This is a genomic window from Mycolicibacterium iranicum (assembly GCF_014190915.1).
Taxonomy (GTDB): domain Bacteria; phylum Actinomycetota; class Actinomycetes; order Mycobacteriales; family Mycobacteriaceae; genus Mycobacterium; species Mycobacterium iranicum_B.
In genome coordinates this window covers 103,338-127,999 of record NZ_JACHVU010000001.1, presented here as the reverse complement: position 1 = coordinate 127,999, position 24,662 = coordinate 103,338, and the positions used below count along the sequence as shown (strand labels likewise).

Genomic DNA, 24,662 nt, shown 5'->3' with positions numbered 1-24,662 from the left:
CCACAGGGGGAGATGTCGGCGTGGCCGACCGCGTCCGGAAGCCCTACCGTCGAAAGTATGTTCGATACATTGGCTGAAGCGGCCCGCCGGTCGCGAGGAGCCGCCTCGGTCGGGGCATGGGCTGCGGTGGAGAACGCCGCTGCCGCGCGGCGGCTGTCGGCGATGGCCGACCTTCTCGCCGCGAAGCTCGCCGGCAAGGACAGCGCTGAGCGCGACCAGTGGTGCCTGGACAACTGGGATGCCGTATCGGCGGAGGTCGCCGCGGCGCAGCAGGTGTCCTTGGGAACCGCGTCGGGGGAGCTGCTCGTGGCATGGGCGGTGCGGGAACGGTTGCCGCGGGTCGCCGAGGTGTTCGAGGCGGGGGCGGTTTCGCTCCGGGTGGTGAAGTCGGTCGTCAAGCGGACCCGACTGGTCTGCGACCGCGACGCGATGGCGAAGGTGGACGCCGAGATCGCCGCACGCATCCGCGGGTGGGGCGCCCTGTCGATGGCCAAACAGGAAGCCGAGATCGATTACTGGGTGGACCGTTACGACCCCGCCGCCGTCGTACGCGCGGAGAGCGCATCACGCTCCCGACACGTCGATGTGACGCCAGCCGCGGACGGGTCAGGCATCTGCTACGTCGAGGCGGTGCTCTACGCCCATGACGGCGAGGCGCTGGACAAGCGCCTGGACGAGATGGCCCGGGGTGTGTGCGCCGCCGATCCGCGCACCCGGGACCAGCGCCGGTCGGCGGCCCTCGGAGCAATGGCCGCCCAAGCGGACAGAGTGGAATGCCTGTGCGGCGCCGAGGACTGCGCCGCTGCGCAGCGCACGCCGAGTGCCGTGGTGATCCACGTGATCGCCGAGGAGGCGAGCCTGGCCGACGACACCCCGGTGGCGCTGCACGGCGAGCGGCCGGGTCCCGTCCTCGAAGCGCCCGATACGGCGAACCCGTTGCGCGAGAGGGTCGCCGGGCATCTGCTCGCGCCCGCGCGCGCGACGGGCCCGGCGAGGACCCGCCCCGGCACGATCGTCGGTGGTGCGTTGCTCCCGGGCCCGGTGATGACGGGCGCCCTGGCGAACACGGCGACCATCAGATGGCTGGTGCATCCCGGGGACTCGCCTCCTGAGCCGCGCTACGCGCCGTCGACGGCACTGGCGGATTTCGTGCGGTGCCGGGATCAGACGTGCCGGTTCCCGGGCTGCGACGCCGCGGCCTATGGGTGCGATCTGGACCACACGATCGCGTATCCGGTGGGCCCTACGCAGGCGTCCAATCTGAAATGTCTGTGCCGAAAACATCACTTGCTGAAGACGTTCTGGGGCTGGCGGGATGTTCAGCATCCCGACGGCACCGTGGTGTGGACGGCGCCGGGCGGGCAGACGTTCACCACGCGTCCGGGCAGCAGGGTGCTGTTCCCCGCGCTGTGCCGCCCGACTGCGCCGGTGGCGGTCCGGCCAGGCGCTGGTGCGCAGGCCGCGGCTAGTCGTGGCCTGGCCATGCCCCGCCGTACGCGGACCCGCGCCCAGGTGCGTGCGCAGCGTATCGCCGAGCAGAGGTCCGCCAACGAAGCATCGAGGGCGCCGCGCAACATCGCCCCGTCGGCGCCACCCAGGAGATAGCGTGGAGAACATGCGGGTGTTCGTCACCGGGGGAACCGGCGCGATCGGCAGCCATGCGGTGCCGGCGCTGCTCCAGGCGGGCCACGAGGTGACGGCGATGGCGCGCAGCGACGCGAAAAGCCAGGTGCTGCACCGGCAGGGCGCCACACCGGTGCTGGTGTCGCTGTTCGACCGTGACGGGCTCACCGACGCGTTCCGGGATCACGACGCGGTGGTGAACCTCGCCTCGGCGCTGCCGTCGCCGCAGCGGTTCATGGCGAAATCTGCGTGGAAGGACTGTCACCGCATCCGGATCCAGGGGTCGGCCACCGTGGTCGACGCCGCACTGGCCGCAGGAGTTCCGCGGGTGGTGCAGGAGTCGGTCGCGATGATCTATCGCGACGGCGGTGCGCGTTGGATCGACGAGGAATGGCCGGTCGACCACTACCACATCGCGGCGGGCAATCACGGTGCCGAGGCCAGCGCCCGCAGATTCCGCGAAAGCGGAAGCGACAGCGTCATTCTCCGGTTCGGAGTGTTCTACGGGGTGGGCGCCGCGCACAGCGAGCTGATCATGAACCTCGCGCGCAGGCACATCGGGTTCCAGGCGGGCAGGCCGGGCAGCTACGTCTCGTCGATCCACCTCGCCGACGCGGCCGCGGCCGTGGTCTCGGCGCTGCACGCGCCGTCGGGCACCTACAACGTGGTCGACGACTGCCCCGTGACCGCCGCACAGAACAGCAAGGCGATGGCCGCGGCCATCGGGGCCAGGCCGTGGATCACGACCCCGGGGCGGCTGGCGCTGCTGGCGGGGAGCCGCTCCACGTCGATGACGCGATCACTACGCGTTGACAATGCGCGGCTGCGCGACACGACCGGCTGGAAGCCGCGCTACCCGAGCGTATGGGACGGCTACCGCGCGATGGCCGGACTCTGAACGCCCGCAGCCAGGACAGGGTCGGGGTCACGGGTGGTACGGCACCCCGACGGCGCGGAACACGAATTCCGGTGGCACGTCGTAGGCCAGCGTGGTGCGGGGCAACCGCGCCAGCACCTCGGCCGGGATGTTCTCCTTGTAGTGCAGGGACAGCTCGCCTTCGCAGCGGGAGTCGATCGCAGCCACGTCGGCCGACAGCATCAGACCCGTCGCGCTCAGCTCGGCCGTGACCGCGCCCTGCTGCGGGGCATCCCAGCGCAGGTCGATCGTGCGGCCGGCCAGCTTGGGCACCGACGACAACGTGCCCAGCACCCTCTCGTTGGTGATGACGAGCGCGCCGACGTAGCTGGCGATGCTGCCGCCGGACCGCACACCGGGCACCGTCCCGCGGAAGCGCCGTGTCACCGCGACGTACTCCGAACAGAAGAGCATGCCCTCGGCGTCGACCTCGGCGCGCAACGCGCTGGGCAGCTTGCCGATTCGGAACAGTTTCCGGAGGAATACGGCCATGCTCGAACGGTAGCTCAGCCGTGTGGCACGCCGAGCACGCTGTAGACGAACCGGGGCGGGACGTTGAACGCGACGCTTCGCGTCGGCACCCTGGACAGCTCGTCGGCGGTCAGCGTGGTCGCGAACGTCAGCGACAGCGTCCCGCGGAACGCCGGATCGACCTGGGACAGATCGGCGATCTCCAACACCAGGCCCGTCTCGGACAGCGTGCCCTGCACGACTCCGGTCTGCGGCGCGCTCCACGGCAGATCGGCCGCACGTCCCGCCCGTCCGGGCAGCGCGCCGAGCGTCGCGAGCAGCCGCCTGTTGGTCAGCACGAGCGCGCCGCCGTACCCGCGCACCAGGCCCACCGACTTCCGGCCGGGGATCTCGCCGGTGAACCGCACCCAGACCCCCAGGCAGTCCGAGAAGTGGACGACGCCTTCGGCCTCCGCCTCGCCGCGCAGCGCGGTCGGGAGTTTGCCGATGCGCAACAGTCTGCGGAGGACTCCGGCCACGGGCGCATCGTAACGATCCGTCACCACTTTGCTCAGCCGTTTGGGGTACAGGTTGACTCGTGAGAGTGGACCGAAAAGGGCTCGTGGCCGGCGCCGTGGCGGCAGTCGCTGTCTACGCGCTGCTGTGGGTCGGGTGGGTGCAGGACTGGGCGTGGCTCGCGCGCGCCGATGACGCCGCGCTTGACCCCGCGTACCGCTTCGGGTCCGGCCACCCCGCCTGGGTGAGCGCCTGGGACATCTTCTGCACTCTGCTCGGCCCCGGCGCATTCCGCATCGTCGTGGTCGTCGTCGTGGTCGTGGCGCTCGTACGGCGGCGCGTCCGGTTGGCGATGTTCCTGGTCATCAGCGTCGAACTCAGCGGCCTGGTCACCGAGATCGCCAAGCACCTCGCCGACCGCGCCCGGCCGGACACCGCGCTGGTGTCGGCGTGGGGGACGTCGTTTCCGTCCGGGCACGCCCTGGGCGTGATGGTCGCCGTGCTGGCCCTGCTGACCGTCGCGGTCCCCGCGGCGAGCGCATCGTGGCGACGGCCGCTCATCGCCCTCGGCGTCGTCGTCGTGGTCACGATCGGCATCGGCCGGGTGATGCTCAACGTGCACCATCCGTCCGATGTGCTCGCCGGGTGGGCCCTCGGCTACGTCTATTTCGTCGTGTGCCTGCTCCTGCTGCCGCCCCGGCCGGCCGTCACACAGCCGGACGAAACACCGGCAGCGCTCGATAGCGCACGCTGAAGCTCGCCTCGTCTAGCTCCGTGCCGACCTCGCCGTCGAGCGCCACCACCGTCGGCCCGTCGGGCGAGCGGAACGAGAACTCCGGCACCCGCAGCTCGTGGTACAGCGGGCTGCGCTCCAGCCGGCCCAACGTGACCGCCGTCAGGATCCGCAGCCGGCTCAGCCGACGCCCCGTCTCCAGGATCCGGACATCGAGCAGGCCGTCGTCCATCCGGGTCCTGCGCGACGGCGCGAACCCCGTCGGCAGGTATGTCGAGTTACCGAGGAAGAACAGCGAGGTCTGAACGGTCTGGTTGTCGAACTCGATGCGCACCGACTCGTCGCGGCGCAGGGTGTGGAACATCGCGTAGATGCCGGCCAGCGGCTTGCCGATCTTGTGCTCGAGCTTCTCGCGCGTCTGCACGAACTTCGGGTAGGCCCCGATGCTCGCGGTGTTGACCACCATCTGCTTCTCGTTCAGGCACACCATGTCGACACAGGACACCTGGCCCTGCTGGATGGCGGCCACCGTCCGCGCCGCAGTGTCGCAGCCGATGTCCTTGGCGAAGTGGTTGAAGGTCCCGGCAGGGAACACGGCCAGCGGGACGCCCGCGTCGATGGCGACCGTGGCCGCCGCGGCCACCGTGCCGTCCCCGCCGCCGATGCCGAGCACCTCCGCGCGCTCGGCGGCCGCGGTCAGCACCTCCATGATGTCGTCGTCCTCGCCGAGTTCGACGATCTCGGCCTTCGGCAACGCCTCGCGGACCTCGTCGAGGACCCGGGCGCCCGTGCCGCTGCCCGACGCCGGATTGATCACCAGCGTGACGCCCTGCCCCTCGGGCCGCGGTGGGGTGTCCACCCGCAACGGCTGGGCTCCGGGCAGCCGGGTCTCGACGACGGGCGGCACGATCCGCGCACCGAGCACCGCGATGCCCGCTCCGAGGCCGAAACCGGCCAGCACGTCGCCGGGATAGTGCGCCCCGGTGGCCACCCGGGACATGCCGACCAGCCCCGCCAGCAGCGCGAGACCGAGCCCGACCGCGGGGTTCTCCAGGCCGACACCCACCGCGAACGCCGCGGCGCTGGCCGAATGACCCGACGGCAGTGAATTCGAGGTGGGGTGGCGCCGCGTCTGCCGGGCCAACGGCACGAAGGCCCAGTTCGGTCGCGCCCGCTTCCAGATCCGCTTGGCACCCTGGTTGGTGACCAGGCTCGTCAGGGCCAGCGTCGCCACTCCGCGCGCGGCACCCCGCTTCACCGACGCGTTGCCGACCACCGTGAGGCCTGCCGCGATCGCGAACCACAGCTTCGAGTGGTCGGCCGCCCTGGTCAGCCGGGGCATCGTCGCGTCCAGGAGCGGGCTGGGTGACTCCGCGATCGCCTCGAAGACCTCGCGGTCCAGCGTGCCGAGCCCCTGCCCGATCTGACGAATTCCGCGGCCACGACGTCTGAGGGGCACAAGGTCCATGACGCCAACCTAGCCGCCGGCGTCGGATGCCCGTCCCGAACGCCGGCCGACACCTCCTCGGGAGAAGCAACGATTCGGCGCATGTGGGTGGCACAGTTGGCGCATGCCGATCGCGCCGCGACCTGACCGACACCGGACGTCCGTGCGCCTATCGATACTGCTCTGTCTCGCCCTGCTGTCGGCGCTGCTGACCGCGGCGCCGGTCTCAGCCGAGTTCTCCCCGTGGTTCGCCAACTCCGTCGGGCCCGCCACCCAGGTGCTGGCCGTCACCGGCACCGGGGGCTCGGACGCCAAGCTCGACGTCTGGGAACGCGCCGCGGCGGGATGGCAGCCCGTCACCGGAGGCGTCGGGATCCCGGCCAAGATCGGCGAAAAAGGCATGTCGCCGAATCACTTCGACGGCTCGATGATGACGCCCAAAGGCATCTACACCCTCGACTTCGCGTTCGGCACCCAGCCCAACCCCGGCGGTGGCCTCAAGTACGTCCAGGTCGGGTCCAACCACTGGTGGGACGGCGACATGAAGAGCCCGACCTACAACACCATGCAGGTCTGCGACAAAGCGAACTGTCCTTTCAACACCTCGCTGAGCGCAGGGACCGAGAACCTCGACATCCCGCAGTACGCGCACGCGATCGTGATGGGCGTCAACAAGGAGCGCATCCCCGGCAAGGGCGGCGCCTTCTTCGTGCACAGCACCGACGGGGGCGCCACCGCCGGATGCGTCGCGATCGACGACGCCACGCTGGTGACGATCATGCGGTGGCTGCGGCCGGGCGCGGTGATCGCCCTCACCGAATGACCGTCGGCGTGATGCGACGGGGTCAGATGTTGAGCGCGCGACCGGGCTTGACCTTGAACTCCAGCGCATCGAGTTTCATCGACGCGTCGTAGGTGCGGTCGTAGCCGGTCTCGCTGATCCGCCAGCCGTCGGCGGTCTTGCGGTAACGGTCGTGGTAGAAACCCGCGCCGATCAGCATGAAGTTGAAGTCGGGCGCGATCACCCGGTCCTGCAGGTACCACGTCGCGGTCGCCTCGTCGCCGTCGACGGTGATCTCGGGGTGGTTCACCCGGTGTTCGGTGAGCACTTCGGGTCCCAGCGAGTTGCGCATGAAGTTGACGAGATCGTCGCGATTGGTGAAATGGTGTTCCTCGCCGATCGATTCGCCGTAGCGGCCGACGACGTCCTCGGTCAGGGTGTCCGCGAACTCGTCCCAGTGCTTGGTGTCCAGCGCACGGAGGTAGCGGTATTTGACCTGCTTGATGTCGTCGATGTCACTCATGGCCGTCATTGCAGCACACAACGGGCGCTTTGCGTGTCAGATGCGAAGCACCATGCCGCCCGTCTAGGGTGTCTCCAATCATGAGCGATGCGTTGGGGTTGTCTGTCGGGACCACCAACCTCGCCGCGGCGACTGTCGGTGATCAGCCCGTGGTCCGGCGCTCGGTGCTGACCGTCTACGAGCACGGCGCCCCCGAGGTCGGCGACGCGGTGGGACGCGCCGGCGGGGCGGTGCTGTCCGGTTTCGTCGAACGTGTCGGGGACCCGGTTCCGCTGGTCGCCGCCGACGGAGCCACCTATCCCGCCGACCAGTTGCTGGTCGAGGCGCTCGAATCGATGGCGGGCCTCGCGACGCGGCGCGGTGTCTCCGAGGTGGCCATCGCGATCCCGTCGTACTGGCGTCCCGAGACCGGCGCGGCCTTGGCCGAGACGTTGTCGGCCAGCGACGTCCTCGCCCCCGCCGGGGTGCGGCCCCGGCTCGTCTCGGACACCGAAGCGGCGCTGACCGCGCTGAACGCCAATCCTGGGCTGAACAGGCGCGGGGTGGCGGTGCTGCTCGACTTCGGCGGCGCGGGCACGAGCATCACCGCCGTCGACGCCGGGTCGGCGTTCGCGACGATCGGCGCCACCGAGCGTTATGCCGAGTTCGCCGGTGACCAGATCGACCAGGCACTGCTGGGCCACGTGCTCTCGGGTGTCCCGGGGGGCGGCGAGAACGACCCGGGACAGACGGCCGCCGTCGGATCGCTGGTCCGGCTGCGCGACGAGTGCCGTGCCGCCAAGGAACGACTGTCGCTGCTGACCGCCACCGAGGTGGCGGTCGACATCCCCGGCTTCCGCGGCAACGTCAGGGTGACCCGCGCCGAACTCGAAGAACTCGTCGCGCGCCCCCTCGACGGCGTCTTCGCGGCGCTCGAGGAAACCCTGGCGCGCAACGGTATCGGATGGAGCGACGTGTCCTCTGTCGCCCTCGCCGGCGGTGGTGCCGCCATTCCGATTCTCACACAACAGGTTTCGCAGCGTCTGCAGGTTCCCGTGGTGACGACGCCGCGGCCCGCCCTCGATGCCGCCGTCGGGGCCGCGCTGTTCGCCGCGTACGGCCGCAGTGCCGACACCTCCACCGTGGCCGCCGCCGCAGTGCCGATGCCGGTGCCGCCGCCCTCTGCGCCGGATGCCGCGTCGGATGCCGACAGCACCTACGCACTGGCCTGGTCGCAGGACGAGTCGCCCGCCGACGACGTCGTGCCCTACACCGGTCCGGACGTCGACGAGCGGCCGAACCCGTACGTTCTGCCCGAGTCCTTCGCAGCCACCGAGGTCATCGACCGCGACGACACGCCGGACTCCGGCCCGGGCCCGAAGTTCCCGCTCGCGCTGACCGGGGTCATCGCCGCGATCGCGCTGCTGGCCGTCGGTGGTGCCGCGATCGCGTTGACCAGCGTCGAGTCGGATCGCCCGCCGCCCACGCCGGGCAACGCACCGCTGAGCAGTGCGCTCGTGCCGAGCAGCGCTCCGCCGCCGGAGACCCTGACGATCTCCCAGCAGACGGTGCAACCACCGCCGCCCGCGCCGTCGGCGGCCCCGCCTGTCACCACACCGCCGGCCGCGCCGCCGACCACCGCGACGACGGCGCCGACGACGACGACCACGACGACGACCACCACCACGACCACGACGACCACCACGACGACGACGCCGCCGACCACCACCACGACCGTGCCGACCACGACACCACCGACAACCCCGCCCACGACCCAGCCCACGACGACGGCGCCGCCGTCGACGACCGAGCCACCGACCGTCGGCACGACGACGACCTATCTGACCGTGCCTTTCGTGCCGGTGCCGATTCCGATCCTGGTGCCCGAGAGTCCGTAACCGTCGGCCCCACGCTGACCACCGGTCATTCCTCGGGCAAGAAATAGGGTTTTCCCCGATTCCTTCGGGGGGTCCCCCGCGCCTATGTTTGCACTGTCGGCACGATCGGCTGCGGAGGGGACAGCCGATCGGCCGACTTTTTTCTGCAGGTTAGGCCGTTACCGCGCAACGGATTTGGACTGCTTGATCCAGCGCCGCCCCTTCTTGGCCGCGCGTGCGAGCGCCCCGCACTCACCGACATAGGCGGCCAGTGCCCCGACACCGGGCACCAGACCCAGGTATTTGAGCGGTCCGCGCGGCCGCGGGCGTTTGGCGAGCTCGTCGCCGATCGCGTCGAACAGGCCCACCAGGTTCCACAGTGCCTTCGCCACCCCGGCGGGGCTGTGCGGCAGCGCGGCCAGCGGCCTGCTGGTGTCGCCGTCGTAGACCATGACCGAGAAGTCCCTGTCGCACAGCACCGAGGCGAGCATCCGCACCTGGGTCCGCTGGTCGGTCACGCCCAGTTCGCGGGCGACCGCGCACAGGACCGCGGCCTGGCTGACGAAGCCGATCAGGTCCTGCAGCGGCAGCTGACGCCCCACGACGCCCAGAACGCCGGGGAAGGCCACCGCAACGGTGTTCAACGCGCCGACCCGCCACACCCACCAGTGGATGCGCGCATCGGTGTCCATGTCGTCCCACGACGGCGTTCCCGGCACGTCGACGGCGTTGAGGACCCGCCCGAGGGCGTCGTCCCGCCGCTTGAGGTCGAACGGATCGGTCGCCCACAGCAGGTCGAGCAGCGGGTTGATGATGCGCACCGCACCCGTCAGGGCGGCTTCGACCCCGGCGTCCGTGATGTGCACGGCGGGCGTCGGCAGGGTCGACAGCAGCATGTTCACCGTCACATCATGTCCGGCGCGCACCGTCCTCAAACGTCGCGCCGATATCCCGTTTGCTGAGGGGGTGGCGGCGGGGAACAAGGGAATCCCCCGATTCCCCCAGCGTCAATATCTTCTTACCGTCGTATCCGACATATTCCGAGCTCAACCACTGTGGAGCCCTCATGATGCATCGGCTACTCCCCGCGGCATTCCTCGCTGCCGCCGCAACTGTCGTGTCGGTCGGCATTGCCAGCGCCCAGCCCGCACCCTTCCCGAATTGCAAAGCAGCGGCTGCTGCCGGCCAGGAGGACATCCCGTCCAGCTCCCCGTACTACGGGCCCTGGCTCGACCGCGATTCCGACGGAGTCGGCTGCGAGAGCTAGAACTTGAGGTAGCCGCCGTCGAGACGCAACACGTCCCCGGTGTGGTACGCGCTGGCGGTGCTCGCCAGGTAGACCGCCACACCGGCCACGTCCTCGGCGGCGCCCCACCTGCGGACCGGAACGCGGGGCAGCACCCGGGCGCTGAACCGCGCGTCGGCGAGTCCTTCGGCGGTCATCTCGGTATCGAACCAGCCGGGCTGGATGGTGTTCGCGCGGATACCGTGCCGGGCCAGCTCGACGGCCAGGCTGTCCATCATCGAGGTCACCCCGGCCTTGGACGCGGCGTACGCCGGCTGGCGGGGCATGCCCTGCAGCGCACCCAGGCTCGACACCCCGACCAGACTGCCCCCGCGTCCGGCCGCGACCATCTGACGGGCGGCCTCGCGCAATGTCAGGAACACCCCGTCGAGGTCGACGCTGGTCACCGAGCGGAACTCCGCCAGCGACGTGTCCAGCACCGGGGTGAACCTACCGCGCACCCCCGCGTTGGCGAAACACGAGTCCAGCCAACCGAACTCCCCGCGGATGCGGGCCATGGACTCGGTCACGGCCTGCTCGTCGGTGACGTCGCAGACCACGGGCAGGACCGGATTGCCGTGTGCGCGCAGCATATTGGCGGCGTCCTCGAGACGCTGGGCGGTACGGCCGATGATCGCCACCGATGCCCCGGCGCGCGCTAGCCCCTCGGCCATGCCGAGCCCGATGCCCGACCCGCCTCCCGTCACGACGGCGACGTGGCCGGTCAGGTCGAACGGATTGCCCTCGGTTCTGGTCACGGGTGTGACCTTACGCGGGCGGTCTCCGAGCGAACGCGGGTGCGCGTTCGGGCCGCACCCCGACCCCGACGAGGTAGGCGGGCACGCCCGTCAGCCAAGGTGCCCGCTCCACCAGTCCGGCGACGGACGGTAGCGACACCTCGCCACCGCGCACGATCGGTCCGAGCAGTCGTGCGTCCATCTGGCGCTGCAAAGCCTGGGTCACCGCGGTCGGCACGACGCGGCGGCGCCGCACCCGGGCCAGGTCGCGGTCGGACACGGTGCCGCGGCGCAGCGGCTCGGCGAGCAGGCGTGCTGTGGCGACCCCGTCCTGAACCGCCATGTTGATACCGACACCGCCGGCCGGTGACATCGCGTGCGCCGCATCCCCGATGCAGAGCAACCCGTGGGTGTGCCAGCGCCGCAACCGGTTCAACCGCACGTCGAGCATCTTGACCTCGTCCAGGCTGGTGATCGCGTCGACAGTGTGGCCCGCCTCGGGCAGCAGCGCGAGGACATCGGCACGGAAGGCGTCCAGACCGCGGGCCCGCTGCTGGGCGTCGGTGCCTTTCGGAATGAGCAGGGCGATCTGCAGATAACCTTCACGCGGTATCACGATCATCGCCTTGCCCGGCATCACCCGCGGCACCAGCGTGTAGATCGCGTTGTCCTCGTGCCGGGGCAGTCTGAACCACCACACGTCGAAACCGACCGGGAACTCGCGGACGTCGAGCCCGGCGTCTCGACGCACCAGCGATCCGCGCCCGTCGCATCCGATGGTGAGGTCGGCGTGCAGCTCACCCTCGCCGTCGGCATCGCGGTACCGCACGCCCGACACTCGGTCGCCCTCCCACAGCAGGCCCGTCGCCTCGGTGCTCATCCGCAGCGTGAACGTGGGCTCCGCGCGGCCCGCATCGGCGAGCAGGTTGAGCAGATCCCACTGCGGCACCATCGCGATGTAGGGGTGGGGCTGGCGGCGCAGCCGGCCGAAGTCGACCATGGTGACCGAGCGCCCCGGCGCCACGTCGATGCTCGCCTCGCTGATACGGCTGTGGGGCAGCGCCTCGAACCTCGGCCACAACCCGAGTTCGTCGAGCAGGCGCAGCGTCGTGGGATGCACTGTGTCGCCGCGGAAGTCGCGGAGGAAGTCGGGGTGTTTCTCCAGGACCGTGACGTCCACCCCGGCGCGGGCCAGGATCAGACCCAGCACCATGCCCGCCGGCCCGCCGCCCACCACGGCGCACGCGGTCCTTGCGTTCATGGGCGCACCTTAACCCCTTTGCGCGCACGCGGCGCCGGATCGGGCGGCGCCCGGTCAGCAAGTGCGCACCAGGTCGGCGGCCTTCTCGCCGATCATCATCGCCGCCGCGTTCGTGTTGACCGAGACGATCCTGGGCATCACCGACGCGTCGGCGACACGCAGCCCGGTCAGTCCACACACCCGCAGAGAGGGATCGACCACCGCGGCGGGTCCGGTGCCCATCGCACAGCTGCCGACCGGGTGGTAGTACGTTCCGGTACCGCGGGCCAGGAAGGACCGGAGTCCCGATTCGTCGGTGACTCCGGGGCCGGGCAGCACCTCGCGGGATCGCCACGGCCCGAACGGTTCTGCGGCGGCGATCTCGCGCGCGACGCCGATGCCGTGCAGCATCCGCTGTACATCGTTCTCCGTGCCCAGGTAACCGGGATCGATCAGCGGTGGCGTCGCCGGATCCGGCCCCGCCAGGCGCAGGGATCCGCGGGCGTCCGGCACGGTCGCGACGGCCAGCGTGAAACTGTTCGCGGGTGCGACGAGGTGCGGCAGGTGGAACGGCACGTGGATGAACATCAGTTGCATATCCGGCCCGGGCAGGGCGCTGTCACTGCGCCAGGAGAGCGACGTCTCGGCGTGGTTGGTCTGCCCGGCGGGGATCGGACGGGCGGCCTCGTAGACCACCCCGCACAGCGGATGGTCGTGCAGGTTGCGGCCCACCCCGGGCAGATCGTGGGTGACGGTGACCCCGGCGCTCTCCAGTTCCGCAGCGGGTCCGACGCCGGAGAGCAGCAGCAGCCGGGGAGAATCCACCGCGCCGGCACTGAGAATCACCTCGGCGTCGGCGTACACGGTCCTCTGCCGGCCACGATGCTCGACGTCGACTCCGAGGCAACGGTTCCCGGCGAAACGCAGCCGATGGACCCGCGCCTCGGTGAGCACGGTGAGGTTGGACCTTCCGCGCGCGGGGTGCAGATAGGCCGCGGCGGCACTCTGCCGAACCCCACCACAGATCGACAGGTCGTGCCAGCCGGCCCCTTCGCCGTCGGCGCCGTTGAAGTCCGCCGTGGCCGGGAAGCCGGCGGCGGAGGCGGCGTCGAGGAACACCTGCGAGAGCGGGTTCGCGAACCCGGCGTCGGCCGGCGCCGGGTGCATCGGCCCGTCGGTTCCGCGGTAGCGGGGGTCCCCGGTGCGCACCGTCTCCATCCGGCGGAAGTACGGCAGCACCGAGTCGTAATCCCAACCGGTGCACCCGGACTCGGCCCACCGGGCGAAGTCGCTGCGATGGCCACGCAGGTAGACCATCGCGTTGATGCTGCTGCTCCCGCCGAGGGTGTGACCGCGGGGCCAGCTGTGGGGCAGGCCGCCGGTACCGGCCTGCGGGACGGTGTCGTAGGAGTAGTCGACGTCGGTGCCCCACAGCGTCGGCCACGCCGGTGGTGCGGCGATGTCGGGCCTGAGATCGGACCCGCCGGACTCCAGGAGCAGCACCCGCACGGCGGGGTCCGCGGAGAGCCGGGCGGCGACGACGCATCCGGCCGAACCGGCGCCCACCACCACGTAGTCGAACGAGCGCGCGATGGTCATGCGACGCCACCGGAGCGCGTGGGCTGCAGGACGAAGTCGAAGTCGACGCGTATCCACGGTACGTCGGACGTTCCGCCCCCCGGGGTGGCGCCGGGTTCGCAGGCGTCGAACGGGACGACCAACTCGGGCTTGGTCCCGAAGACGGCGTCGGAGTGCAGGTAGGGAGCGCCCTTCTCGAACAGATGGGTGGTCAGGCTCTCGTAACCCGGTGCGCTGACCAGGAAATGGAGGTGGGCCGGCCGGTATGGGCTGACGCCGGTGCGGGAGACCAGGTCGCCCACAGGACCGTCCATCGGGATGGAGTAGCCGACGGGTGCCACCGTGCGCACGCAGTAGGACCCGTCCCGGCGCGAGGTGTACCTGCCCCGCAGCCGCGGCTGCACCGCCTGTACCTGGGCCTCGTACAGACCGTGCGGATCGGCGTGCCATACGTCGAGCACAGCGCCGGCGACGGCCTCACCGGCGACGTCACGCACGGTGCCGGCGAGATAGAGCGGGATTCCGGGGATGTGCCCGGCCATGTCCGCGGCGTACGCGAGGTGCGGCGAGTCGGCGATGTGGAACGGTCCGAGGACGGTCGCGGGGGTCGCACCGCGAGTGCGATGGTGGTTCATCTCGACGACGAGCATCGAGAGCCCGAGGACATCCGAGGCGAGGATGAACTCGGCGCGCTTGTCGTCGCTGATCTGCCCGGCCCGGGTGAGCCATGCCATCGCGGTGGCCCACTCCTGCTCGGTGAGCTCCACCTCGCGGGCGAGGGCGTGCAGATGCCGGACGAGCGCCGGCATGATCTCGGCCAGCCGGGTGTCGTCGGTGGTGGCCCACCGCGCCGTCGCCAGCGCGGTGATGTCCTGGTCGGTGGCCGCGGGCACGGCGGACCTCCTTGTGGTGTCGGGGGGTGGTGGGGTCCTATGCGGCGGTCGCTCGTGCGGCCTCGGCGATCAGGTCGGCGACGGCTCCCGGCGCGGAGACCGTGACGGCATGCGACGCGTCGACCTCGACCGTGTGGGAGTGGGCGCGGGTGCTCATGAAGCGCATGGACTCGGCGGGAATCGCGAGGTCCTGGGTGGTGACGAGGTTCCAGGACGGAATGGTCTTCCACGCGGCCGCGGTCGCCGGCTCGTTGAGCGCCGACTCGGCGATGGGTCGCTGCGTGGCGGCCATCAGGGCGGTGGTCTCCGGAGCGACGTCCGCGGCGAACACGCGACGGAACTCCGCCTGCTTGATGTAGAGGTCGTTGCCCGTGCCGCCGCCGGGGAGGGGGAAGGGCGCAGGTTCGAGGGCGGGTCCGAGCTGGGCGCCGGGGAACTTGGCCGCGAGCTGCGACGTGCTCTCGCCCGGTTCCAGGAGGAAGCTCGCGATGAACACCAGGGCCTTCACGTTCGGGCGACCGACTGCGGCCTGACTCATCACCGATCCGCCGTAGGAGTGGCCCGCGAGCACCACCGGACCTGACACGCTGTCGAGCACGCTGCCGACGTACTCGGCGTCGCTGTGCAGGCCGCGTAGCGGATTCGCGACGGCGAGAACGGGATAGCCGTCGCGCTGCAGGCCTGCCACCACGCCGTTCCAGCTGGACGAATCTGCGAACGCGCCGTGGACCAGCACCACGGTGGGCAGGCCCGCGGTATCCCGGGGCGCGGACGGGCTCTGCGGATCTGCGGCGGCGCCGCCGCAGCCGGCGGCCAGCGTGGCCAGGGTCGCGCCGGCGACGACTTTGGCGAGGATACCGGTGAATGGCATTGATCTTCCTGATCTTTCGTGGACGGGAACTGCGGGAGGCACGGCCATCAGGCTGCGTTCTCGGACCGCGTCGTCCACTCTGGCGTCGTCAGAGGTGCGGGGAATCAGTCATTCGACTGTCGCTCGGCGGTTCGGGGATGCAGCGCGATGCAGTCATTCGACTGCGTAGGCCCCGCACATTGCCAGTCGGCCGACTGCTGCGATATATTGCATATTGGACACTGAGTCGGGGGCGACGATAAGCTGGAGTCACGCTGAGTATCGTCGAAATGGCCTGCCCGACAGCAGGATTGAGCGCCAGGTCAGAGCTGGGAGGTGTGCGGGTCCAGTGTCAGCCAGTTCAGCCGGGTCTCCGTTGCGGCGGAGTCGGCGTCGCCCGCCTGCGCGAACTCGATGATCCTGGCGTGCTGGGCCACCGAGTCACGTCCGCTCAGGGACCCGAACCGGATTCGTTCGACGCGCCGGAGTACCGGCGTGTACTGGTCGAGCACGGCACGCACCGCGTCGTTTCCGGCACGGTCGACCGGGATCCGGTGAAACGTGTCGTCGGCGGCGACGGCGGCGGCCACGTCGCCGTGGCGCAGGGCATCGGCGAAGGCATCGTTGGCGGCACGCATGCCGGCGAGGTCGTCGTCGGTGAGGAGCGGCACCGCCGTGCGCACCGCGAGTTCGTTCATCGCCGCCGTCACCGCCTGCGCGTCCGCGAGGGTGCGTGGATCGATGGGGCTGACGATCGTGTAGCGACCCGGCTTCGTTTCGACCAGACCGGCCGCGTCGAGGCGGGCCAGGGCCTCGCGGATCGGTGTCCGGCTCACGCCGAGCCAGCCACTGAGCTCGGCGTCGACCAACCGCTCGCCCGGTTCCAGGGTCCCGTCGATGATCGCGTCGCGGATCCGTACAAAGACGCTGTCGCGCAGCAACTGCCGACCTTCGGTGGAACTGGCGGTGGGAACCGGCATACCCCATCATGCACCGCCGGGTTCGCCGTGCACGCGCCGACCCGGCAGGCGACACGCGAGAACCCGCTCGCCCCTCACCTCAGGAGAACGACATGTCCCTCGCCGATTTCGACCGCTACCCGCTGCTGTTCGGCCCCAGCCCGGTGCATCCGCTGCATCGCCTGAGCGAACACCTCGGTGGGCCGCGCATCTGGGCCAAGCGGGAGGACTGCAACTCCGGAATTGCCCACGGCGGCAACAAGATGCGCAAGCTGGAGTACATCGTTCCCGATGCGCTGGCCCAGGGTGCCGACACGCTCGTCTCGATCGGCGGCTACCAGTCCAATCACACCCGGCAGGTGGCGGCGGTGGCAGCCCTTCTGGGCATGAAGGCCCTGCTCGTGCAGGAACGCTGGGTGGACTGGCCCGATGTCGTCAACGACAAGGTCGGCAACATCCTGCTGTCCAGGATCATGGGTGCCGACGTGCGGCTGGACCCCAGCGGATTCGACATCGGCATCAGGGACTCCTGGCAGGCGGCACTCGACGAGGTGCGAGCGTCGGGCGGCGTCCCCTACGGCATCCCCGCCGGTGCGTCCGAACACCCGCTCGGCGGACTCGGTTTCGCGAACTGGGCCGGCGAGGTCGCCCGGCAGGAGCAGGAGCTCGGCGTCTTCTTCGACACGATCGTCGTCTGTACCGTCACCGGCTCCACGCATGCGGGCATGATCGCGGGGTTCGCGGGGCAGGACCGGCCGCGCCGGGTGCTCGGCATCGACGCGTCGGCGACGATCGAGCGGACGCGTGAGCAGGTGGCACGCATCGCCCGGCGCACGGCCGAGCTCATCGACGTGGGAAGACCGCTGGAGGACGACGAGATCACGGTGCTCGAGGGCTGGGCGGGTGACCTGTACGGCATTCCGGTGCACTCCACGATCGACGCGATCCGGCTCACCGCCCGGCTGGAGGGGATGATCATCGACCCTGTCTACGAGGGCAAGTCGATGGCCGGCCTGATCGACCTCGTTCGACGCGGGGACATCACTTCCGATTCGACAGTGCTCTATGCCCACCTCGGGGGGCAGCCGGCACTCAACGCCTACGCGGGTGCGTTCGGGTAACCAGCCGGGCCGTGGGGGCCGGTGCCAGCGCGTCGCGCAGCCCGGCTCGCGAGGAGACGCCGAGCTTCGGAAAGACCCGGTACAGGTGTGCACCCACGGTGCGGTGCGACAGGTACAGACGCTCGGCGATCTGGCGGTTGGTCAGACCGCTGGCCGCGAGATGCGCGATCTCCAGTTCCTGGGCCGTGAGCGCGACCGGGGCTGCGGGAGGTTCATCCTCTGATCGGAATCCGTTGGCGCGCAATTCCTGCTGAGTGCGCGACAGCCACGGCTGTGCACCGAGCGCAGCGAACCCGTCCCGGGCGTCGAGCAGATGCCGCCGTGGCCGGTCGGCGACCTTGCGGCGGCGCAGGTTCTCCGCGTGGGCGAGCCGGATGCGGGAGATGTCGAACAGCCACCGGTCGGTGGACGGGCAAGCCAGGAGTTCCTCCAGCCGGGCATCGGCCGCCTCGTCATCGAGAACCAGGGCCTCCACCCCCCGGTGGATCAGTGCCATCCGTGGTGACAGCGCTGCGACGTCCGCTTCCCGCATCGCCGCCAGGTGCGCCCGGGCGGCCTCGGCGCGTCCGGTCCTCAGCGCGGACTCCACAAGGTCGAACATCGCCCAGGTGCACTGCGGCACATACGGACTGAGGACCCCGGGGGGGCTCACGGCCACGGCATGGCGGAACGCCGCGTCGAAGTCACCGGTGGCCTGCGCGGCCAGGGCCCGAAGATGGTGGGCGTAGAGCAGGACACTGGTGACACCGCGGGGCTTCGCCCAGTGGGTGATCTCGTCGGCGAGTGCCGAGGCCTCGTCGGCGCGGCCCCGGCCCGCTGCGGTCAGCGCCCTGTTGTAGTGGAAGTACCACGAGAAGAAAGTGAAACCCGTTGTGAGGCAGAGGGCGTGACCTTCATGCGCGAGTTCCTCGACATCGTCCCACCGTCCGGTCAGGTAGCCGTCGAGGCACAGGTGCATCAGCGCACCGATGTGCCCGCGCGGCGAGCCACCCGCGCGCCCCTGGTGGACCACCCGCCAGTGGGCTTCCCGCGTGTCCGCCAGACGGTCCAGGTACACCGACGCCGCGCCGATCCGCACGATTCGCGACGGGTCGTCCTCACCCGGGAGCGTCGCGAGGACGCGATCGAGATCGGTTGCTGCGGCGGCGCCTGTCCGTACCGGGTCGGCGAATGTTCTGGCGGCCAGCGCCAGAACGTCCGACGGCGCCGGCGTCAGCTTCCGCAACGCGCGGAAGAACGGCTCCCAGTGCGCGGGCGTGCAGGCATACCAGGAGAGCAGGAGCAGGGTGTGCATCGCCTCGGTCAGCGCGGAGTCGTCGGCCCGGTACCCGTGGTCGGTGGTCTCGATGGCGTCGACGAGAAGTCGGTGCGCGGTGTCGATGTCGCCGTCGGCGTTGAGCATCAGGAACGCGGCCGCATTCGCCGCGTTCAGGGATCCGCTCGGGTCGGGATCCGCCCGGCGGGCCCGGGCCAGGAGGGCTTCGGGGTCGCCGATGCTGCCGGCGGACGCCGCACCGATGTAGGCCGCCTGCGCCAGCCGACGTCCGCGGGCCCCGGTCGTGGCGCTGAGATCGGCGGCGCGGGCAAGGGCGGAGACGGCGCCGAGCGCATCGCCGCGCAGCAGGGTCCTGCGCGCCACCCCGTCGAGCAGACCGGCGGCCTCCTCGTCCGGTCCCACCGCCGAGGCGGCCAGATGCCACGTGCGCCGGTCGTCGTCACCGCCCGGGGAGTCGGCCAGGACGAGGTGGGCGTGGCGACGCTCCTCATGCGTGGACAGGGCGACGATCGTGGAACGGATCAACGGGTGCCGGAACGCGATCCGTCCCGCGGCGTCGTCGACGTCGATCAGCTGAGCTCGCTCGGCGGGCGCGAGGTCGAGCAGACCCGCCTGTCGGCCGGCGGCGGCGCGAAGCGCCCGGACATCGCCGTTGCCGTCGAAGGCGGCGACGAGCATCAGTCGGCGCGTTGCCTCGGGCAGAGCCGTGATCCGCGACGCGTAGAGGGCCGGGAGACGGTCGCCGAGAGGCACCACGTCGGGTTCGTCGGCCCTGCGCGGCGGGGAATCGGCGAGTGATTCCGGAAGTTCCACGAGAGCCAACGGATTTCCGTGCGCCAGATCCAGGACGCGCTGCCGGGTCCGCGGTGGCAGATGGGGAAACCGCGAGTCGATCAGCTGCTCCGAGGCCTCCCGGTCGAGCGGCTCGAGGAGCTGCTCGGTCAGCCCACGGCCGTCAGGAAAGAACTCTCCGCCTGTCCGGCAGGCCATGACCACGCCGAGGGGGTGACCGGTCACCCGCCGGGCGACGAAGCCGAGCACCACCGCGCTGGCTCGATCGACCCACTGCAGGTCGTCGATGAGCAGAAGCAGGGGTGTCTGTTGGGCGGCAGAGGTGACCAGCGACAGCGCGGCATTGCAGACCAGCAGTGGCCCGGGTGGCGGACCCGGGCCGAATCCCAGCGCCACCGTCAGCGCCTCCTGGAGCCCGGGCGGCAGCAGGCCCAGGTGCCCACGCAGTGGCAGAAGGAGCTGATTGAGCCCGGCGTAGCTGACGTCGGCCTCGAACTCCGAGCCCGACGCGCGCAGCACCTGCATTCCGAGGGCCTCGGCGTGCTGCGCGGCCGCCGAGAGCAGGGCGGATTTCCCGGCGCCCGGCTCCCCGCGGATCCACCGCGAATCACCGGTCCGCTGGGCGACGGTCAGGAAGCGGGCGATCCGGGCGAGCTCGACCGTGCGACCGAACAGTTCCGACATCCCGACACGCACCCCTCACAGTCTGCAATATATTGCATATCGGAGTGCGCGTTCTGTCAAGCGCCCAGCCATTGCCGGAGCTTGGCGTAGATCTCGGGGTGGTTGAGCAGGTCGAAGTGGTGCAGCCCCGTCATCGTCAGACCGGCGTCCTCGGCGAACGGGAGTCGTCGGCGACGGCCCTGCCCGGCGGCGCTCGACGGGCGCACCAGATGATCCCCCAGCACCGCGCCGAGGAGAGCCGGAGCGGCCGACGTGGCCACGAAGTGGTAGGTGGCCGTGGGCAGGAAGGGGACTTCGCGGCACCGGTCCCGTAGGAACTCGTCGGGATCGGCCTCAGCCCAGTCGTCGTCGAGAAGCGCCCCGAAGCGCAGGTCCTTGATGCCGTCACTGCGCAGGTTCAGCAACTCGGCGACCGCCCTCGTCTCGCCGAACTTCGCCATCGCCCACGTCGCAACGTTGACGCCCTTCTCCAGGTCCGCGCCCATGTGCGGCGACCCGAGGCAGATGACCTGGCGGGTGGCGCGCGCCCAGCGGCGGTTCCGGTCGTGGCCGTAGTGACACGCGCTGCGCACGACCAGGCCGCCCATCGAATGGCCGATCAGCGCGATACGCCGGACGGGCACCGGCCAGATCTCCACCAGGCGGGTCAGGAGCTCGTCGAGGTGGCGGCCGTTCGTCGAGATGTGCAGACCGGTGTTGTACCGGATGTCGATCGGGGTGAAGCCGAGATCCTCGTGCAGGCGCTCGCCGTACGAGCGCGCGTCGGGTTCGGCGACGGGGCGCGGAGGGCGCTGCCAGGACGACTCGGTCTGACAGAGCCCGTGCACGAACACCACCAGCGCGTCCGTCGGCCGCGGGTAGGCGGCACCGATCGCCTCGGTGGTCAGCGAGATGGGCCGTCCCGCCACGCGCAGCGACATCGGCGCGGCCAGCGGACTGTCGCGATCGGCGAGCTCGTCGCCGTAGATGCCGTTGAGCGCCGCGATGGCCTCGGCGAGCCCGGGCTGTTCGTCGAGCGCCGGGTCGTCGTCGAAGGCCAGACCGGACGCGGCCCACGTGCTCAGCGCCGGCGGGACCCGGTGTCCGGCGGCGCCCAGCGCGTTGTACACCGCGCCGGCGATCGCGTCGTGGACCACCTCCACGGGTCTGGCGCTGGGGCCGATGGAGGTGAACACCCGGTGGGCGATACCGCGGTGAACCCCGCGGACCAGGTTGTTGAGCACGGTGAGACCCTCGGCGGCAACATCACCGAGGGCCTGCATGTCGGCTGTACGCATCGCTTAGCTCCGATTTAGTGAACAACTGTTCTCCGAGAATAACCCGGATCGGGGCCGGCCAATCCGTCGCCGGGGTCACACCGACGTGGTGGTCTCCTGCGCTGCGGCGGGTTGTGGGGTCGGGGTGATGCGTCCCTTCACCCCGTTGACCGAGGCGCGGTCCAGGAGTTCCTGATAGAAGTCGGCCGAGACGGTGGCGTCGCGGGTGAGCAGGAATCCGCTGCGGCCGGTCGAGTCCGTGACGACGGCCCACTGGTAGTCGGCGTCCAGATCGACGATCCAGTAGTTGCCCGGCGGGTCGGCCGACGGCGGGCCGAAGAACCGCACGGTGAGCTTGTTGTTGGCGGGGTCGACCGGCAACGCCGATCCGACGATCGTCGATTCGGGCCCGTTGTTCACGAAGTAGTTGCCGGTGTTCTCGACGCGCACCGAACCGTCCGGGTTGAGGGTGTACTCCGCTTTCGTGTTGACCAGCCCGATCGAGAAGAACTGCTTGACGCTGCCCACCTCGTACCAGGTGCCGAGATAGCGGTCGAGGTCCACCACCGGGGCCGGCGCCAGCACGACTCCGGCGGCATCGCCGAGGACGAGGTACTGGTCGGGGCTGCCGTAGACACCTGCGCCGTCGGCCGGGCCCAGGCCCAGGTAGAGGTCGTTGATCCAGCCGGTCGCGAGGGTGTAGACGGCGTCGGTGTTGCCACTCGGCGAGAATCCCGTCGCGAGCTGAGCGACGAAGTCGAAGATCGGGCTGCCGCCGATGAGGGAGTCGACGTGGGAGCCGCCGGCCAGGGTGACGCCCACGAACTGTCCGGGACGGGCCGCGACCAGTTCCTTCGTGGTGGCGCCCGACGAGTTCCAGGGCTGCGGGGGCGCCGCGATCTGATACACGGGAATGTACGGATTGCTCAGGCTCTCCAGCGCTTTCGGCACGACGCCGCTGAACGAGAAGCCGTCGAACATCACGACGCCACGCAGGTCGCCGTCGCTGCTGGGGTCACCGGCGTAGTACCCGCCCACCGCGGAGGCGAAGCCGCCACCGGCGGAGTGCCCGGACATCACGAAGTCCTCGGGCAGGGCGCCGAGGTACCCCGCGGTCTGGGCGCTGAGGGCCAGCGACGTCCGGTCGCCGAGGAACATCGTCGCGACCGCCTGCTGCATCGGCACCCCGTTGATCCAGCAGCTGGAGCAGGCCAGCGGGAACGACGAGATGTTGGGCGCCACCACGATGCTGTTGGTCTGCTGGGACAGCGTCCGGGCCAGCTTCGACATCGACGCCTTGCTGCCGAGGAAGCCGTGCTGCAGCCAGATGACGCCGGTGGCTGTGACCGAACCGTCCGACTGGGTCGGCAGATACCAGTCGGCGCGAGTGGCGTAACCCTTGGGTCCCACGGGGATCGTCAACGGTGCCCGGCTGGTCTTGACGCCGGTCACGCCGGGCGGGATCGCCTGCGCCGCGGCGGGGGAGAACTGCGCCGAAGGCTCGTTCTCGACGGAAGGCGGTGCCGCGGGCGCCGACTCGGGTTGATCGTCCTGCGCGACAGAGGATTCGGAGTCGCCGGCGGGTTCGGTTTCGGGTTCGGGTTCGGCCTGGAGTTCCGGCGCGGGTTCGGATTCTGGCTCCGGCGCGGCTTCGGGTTCCGGTTCTGGTGCGGAGTCGGTCTCGGTCTGGGTCTCGGGTTCGACGTCGGTCTCGGAGTCGGTCTCGGTGTCAGTCTCGGCGCCGTCCTCCGACCGGACCGAGGATTCACTCTGTGGTGCAGTCGAATTCGATCCTGACGACTGACTGGACGGATCGCTGCCCTCCGAACCGTCGGAGTTTCCCGTGTCGGCCGCCGCGGTGCCGGCGGTCCCGAGCGCGATGCAGGCACCCGCGCCGAACATTCCCAACCACAGAGCCCACCGTGTCGACGTCACGAGCGGAATGTAACCCCGACGAGGCGGACGGCCGAGAGTTTTGTCGCGATCGTCAGCGTCCTGTCATTTCTGGGGCCGGGGACCCCCGCTCGTCGGCTCTCCGGCGTAGCCGGCGGCGGCCAGCTTGGCGTGAGCGATGGCCAGGAGTGGTTGCAACCCTTCGGGTTCCACGCCTATGCACTCCGCGATGACGGCGTCCTCCACGCCGGCGGCGCGCAGCCGCAACGCCACGGAGTACGGCAGAGGCAACCGGTCCAGCGCGTCGTCACGATCCCGTCGGGGCGAGGCCATCACGCCACGGTCCCGCCTGGCTCGGCACCGGGCGCGGGTAGTCCACTACCCCAATTCCGGTACGGCGCCTACTCCGTAGCCGGGCGTCCGCGCGCGCCGAAAGACAGGTAGTCCACTACGCGGTTGCCCGACTTCGCCCGCGCATAGCTTCGTCTCAGCTCACGCGCGGACCCGGTTCACGGGCCCGCACGGGGCCCGAAACCACCCACCCGAGACAAGGATCAGACATGGCGACCACATCCTCCATCCCGACACCGCTCAAGGCGCTCGGCATCGCCGCTGCCTCGATGGCGGCAGTCCTGCCTGCGCCGGCGACCGCCGACCCGGGGCTCCCGTACGGACCGGACACCTGCATCCAGGGCCTGGTCTGGCGCGAGGCGCGGTCCGGCGACACCGTCTGCGTGACCCCCGCATTCCGCGCGCGCACCGCGCAGGAGAACGCCAACCCTGGCGCGAACAAGGATCCGAACGGCGCGTACGGTCCGCAGTCCTGTGCGCAGGGATTCGTGTGGCGCGAGGCCTTCGACGGGGACACCGTCTGCGTGACTCCTGCTATCCGGCAGGAGAATTGGACCGCCAACGCCGCGGCGCAGGGCAATTACCAGCGTAACCAGCCGGGGCAGGGCAGCGGGGCGCGCGGCGTCACGTTCGAGGTCACCGGGTCGGGCGAGGTGTTCAACATCGTCACCGATCCGCCGACGGCCGCAGTCGCGGATCACACCCGGCTGCCGTGGGTCCGCACCCTGACCCAGGTACCCGCCGACATCCAGATGCTGCAGGTGGTCGCCACCGGACGGGACGCCCCCGGACCCGGCTGCCGCATCATCCTCGACGGCAAGGTCGTCGCCGAACAACCCGTCGGCGGATCGGCGCACTGCATCTGGACCCCGTAAGCGGGCCGCCCGCCATCCGCCGCAGCT

The 24,662-nt window shown here is 70.4% G+C and carries 23 protein-coding genes; 8 read left to right on the top strand and 15 right to left on the bottom strand.

Annotated features, from left to right (window positions below; genetic code table 11):
* The first annotated feature begins 57 nt into the window (after positions 1-57).
* Both FHR72_RS00565 and FHR72_RS00560 read left to right on the top strand, forming a co-directional pair.
* Positions 58-1,605, top strand: coding sequence for an HNH endonuclease signature motif containing protein (locus FHR72_RS00565; protein ID WP_183465968.1), 1,548 nt, complete (start codon positions 58-60; stop codon positions 1,603-1,605).
* A gap of 10 nt (positions 1,606-1,615) precedes the next feature.
* On the top strand, positions 1,616-2,521 hold the full coding sequence (locus FHR72_RS00560) for an NAD-dependent epimerase/dehydratase family protein (protein WP_183466542.1): 906 nt from the start codon (positions 1,616-1,618) through the stop codon (positions 2,519-2,521).
* Between the two features lie 27 nt (positions 2,522-2,548).
* Here the strand turns inward: FHR72_RS00560 and FHR72_RS00555 are convergent, their stop codons facing one another.
* Complete coding sequence (locus FHR72_RS00555; RefSeq protein ID WP_183465967.1) at positions 2,549-3,031, bottom strand: hypothetical protein; 483 nt, start codon at positions 3,029-3,031, stop codon at positions 2,549-2,551.
* Positions 3,032-3,045: 14 nt separating this feature from the next.
* Positions 3,046-3,528 (bottom strand): hypothetical protein, encoded by a 483-nt coding sequence (locus FHR72_RS00550; RefSeq protein WP_183465966.1) that lies wholly within the window; start codon positions 3,526-3,528, stop codon positions 3,046-3,048.
* A 59-nt stretch (positions 3,529-3,587) separates the two neighbouring features.
* On the opposite strand from FHR72_RS00550, the gene FHR72_RS00545 reads away from it, so the two are divergent.
* Entirely contained in the window at positions 3,588-4,259 is a 672-nt protein-coding gene (locus FHR72_RS00545) for a phosphatase PAP2 family protein (protein ID WP_183465965.1), read from the top strand.
* Here the strand turns inward: FHR72_RS00545 and FHR72_RS00540 are convergent.
* Positions 4,213-5,706, bottom strand: coding sequence for a bifunctional phosphatase PAP2/diacylglycerol kinase family protein (locus tag FHR72_RS00540; protein ID WP_183465964.1), 1,494 nt, complete (start codon positions 5,704-5,706; stop codon positions 4,213-4,215). The genes FHR72_RS00545 and FHR72_RS00540 overlap by 47 nt on opposite strands.
* Before the next feature lie 142 nt (positions 5,707-5,848).
* Between FHR72_RS00540 and FHR72_RS00535 the strand changes: the two genes are divergently transcribed.
* On the top strand, positions 5,849-6,508 hold the full coding sequence (locus FHR72_RS00535; RefSeq protein ID WP_311736006.1) for a L,D-transpeptidase family protein: 660 nt from the start codon (positions 5,849-5,851) through the stop codon (positions 6,506-6,508).
* 22 nt (positions 6,509-6,530) lie between these two features.
* Here FHR72_RS00535 and FHR72_RS00530 read toward each other — a convergent pair whose 3' ends face one another.
* Positions 6,531-6,989: a nuclear transport factor 2 family protein gene (locus tag FHR72_RS00530; RefSeq protein ID WP_183465962.1), complete on the bottom strand. Its 459-nt coding sequence runs from the start codon at positions 6,987-6,989 to the stop codon at positions 6,531-6,533.
* A gap of 80 nt (positions 6,990-7,069) precedes the next feature.
* Between FHR72_RS00530 and FHR72_RS00525 the strand changes: the two genes are divergently transcribed.
* Positions 7,070-8,866, top strand: a complete 1,797-nt coding sequence (locus tag FHR72_RS00525; RefSeq protein ID WP_183465961.1) for an Hsp70 family protein — start codon at positions 7,070-7,072, stop codon at positions 8,864-8,866.
* 158 nt (positions 8,867-9,024) lie between these two features.
* Here FHR72_RS00525 and FHR72_RS00520 read toward each other — a convergent pair whose 3' ends face one another.
* Positions 9,025-9,747, bottom strand: a complete 723-nt coding sequence (locus FHR72_RS00520; RefSeq protein WP_183465960.1) for a hypothetical protein — start codon at positions 9,745-9,747, stop codon at positions 9,025-9,027.
* Positions 9,748-9,911: 164 nt separating this feature from the next.
* Between FHR72_RS00520 and FHR72_RS00515 the strand changes: the two genes are divergently transcribed.
* Positions 9,912-10,112 (top strand): excalibur calcium-binding domain-containing protein, encoded by a 201-nt coding sequence (locus FHR72_RS00515; RefSeq protein ID WP_183465959.1) that lies wholly within the window; start codon positions 9,912-9,914, stop codon positions 10,110-10,112.
* Here FHR72_RS00515 and FHR72_RS00510 read toward each other — a convergent pair.
* From FHR72_RS00510 to FHR72_RS00485, 6 genes are all read right to left on the bottom strand, one after another.
* Positions 10,109-10,888 carry an SDR family NAD(P)-dependent oxidoreductase gene (locus tag FHR72_RS00510; RefSeq protein WP_183465958.1) on the bottom strand — a complete coding sequence of 260 codons (780 nt, stop codon included), beginning with the start codon at positions 10,886-10,888 and terminating at the stop codon, positions 10,109-10,111. The two genes, FHR72_RS00515 and FHR72_RS00510, sit on opposite strands and share 4 nt — an antisense overlap.
* A gap of 10 nt (positions 10,889-10,898) precedes the next feature.
* Entirely contained in the window at positions 10,899-12,128 is a 1,230-nt protein-coding gene (locus tag FHR72_RS00505) for an FAD-dependent oxidoreductase (protein WP_183465957.1), read from the bottom strand.
* A gap of 54 nt (positions 12,129-12,182) precedes the next feature.
* Positions 12,183-13,706 carry a GMC family oxidoreductase gene (locus FHR72_RS00500; RefSeq protein ID WP_183465956.1) on the bottom strand — a complete coding sequence of 508 codons (1,524 nt, stop codon included), beginning with the start codon at positions 13,704-13,706 and terminating at the stop codon, positions 12,183-12,185.
* Positions 13,703-14,578: a dioxygenase family protein gene (locus FHR72_RS00495; protein WP_183465955.1), complete on the bottom strand. Its 876-nt coding sequence runs from the start codon at positions 14,576-14,578 to the stop codon at positions 13,703-13,705. The genes FHR72_RS00500 and FHR72_RS00495 overlap by 4 nt, the downstream gene beginning before the upstream one ends.
* Before the next feature lie 37 nt (positions 14,579-14,615).
* Positions 14,616-15,449 (bottom strand): alpha/beta fold hydrolase, encoded by an 834-nt coding sequence (locus FHR72_RS00490; RefSeq protein ID WP_183465954.1) that lies wholly within the window; start codon positions 15,447-15,449, stop codon positions 14,616-14,618.
* 302 nt (positions 15,450-15,751) lie between these two features.
* Positions 15,752-16,408: a GntR family transcriptional regulator gene (locus FHR72_RS00485; protein ID WP_183465953.1), complete on the bottom strand. Its 657-nt coding sequence runs from the start codon at positions 16,406-16,408 to the stop codon at positions 15,752-15,754.
* 92 nt (positions 16,409-16,500) lie between these two features.
* On the opposite strand from FHR72_RS00485, the gene FHR72_RS00480 reads away from it, so the two are divergent.
* The gene (locus FHR72_RS00480; RefSeq protein ID WP_183465952.1) at positions 16,501-17,508 is read left to right on the top strand and encodes a 1-aminocyclopropane-1-carboxylate deaminase; all 1,008 of its coding nucleotides are present in this window, start codon (positions 16,501-16,503) and stop codon (positions 17,506-17,508) included.
* Here FHR72_RS00480 and FHR72_RS00475 read toward each other — a convergent pair.
* From FHR72_RS00475 to FHR72_RS00460, 4 genes are all read right to left on the bottom strand, one after another.
* Positions 17,480-20,272 carry an ATP-binding protein gene (locus tag FHR72_RS00475; RefSeq protein WP_221192877.1) on the bottom strand — a complete coding sequence of 931 codons (2,793 nt, stop codon included), beginning with the start codon at positions 20,270-20,272 and terminating at the stop codon, positions 17,480-17,482. The genes FHR72_RS00480 and FHR72_RS00475 overlap by 29 nt on opposite strands.
* A gap of 44 nt (positions 20,273-20,316) precedes the next feature.
* Positions 20,317-21,537 (bottom strand): esterase/lipase family protein, encoded by a 1,221-nt coding sequence (locus tag FHR72_RS00470; RefSeq protein ID WP_183465951.1) that lies wholly within the window; start codon positions 21,535-21,537, stop codon positions 20,317-20,319.
* A gap of 75 nt (positions 21,538-21,612) precedes the next feature.
* Positions 21,613-23,451: a lipocalin family protein gene (locus tag FHR72_RS00465; RefSeq protein WP_183465950.1), complete on the bottom strand. Its 1,839-nt coding sequence runs from the start codon at positions 23,449-23,451 to the stop codon at positions 21,613-21,615.
* Positions 23,452-23,514: 63 nt separating this feature from the next.
* Positions 23,515-23,742, bottom strand: coding sequence for a hypothetical protein (locus tag FHR72_RS00460; RefSeq protein ID WP_183465949.1), 228 nt, complete (start codon positions 23,740-23,742; stop codon positions 23,515-23,517).
* 227 nt (positions 23,743-23,969) lie between these two features.
* On the opposite strand from FHR72_RS00460, the gene FHR72_RS00455 reads away from it, so the two are divergent.
* Positions 23,970-24,635 (top strand): MmpS family transport accessory protein, encoded by a 666-nt coding sequence (locus FHR72_RS00455; RefSeq protein ID WP_260155707.1) that lies wholly within the window; start codon positions 23,970-23,972, stop codon positions 24,633-24,635.
* Positions 24,636-24,662 lie beyond the last annotated feature (27 nt).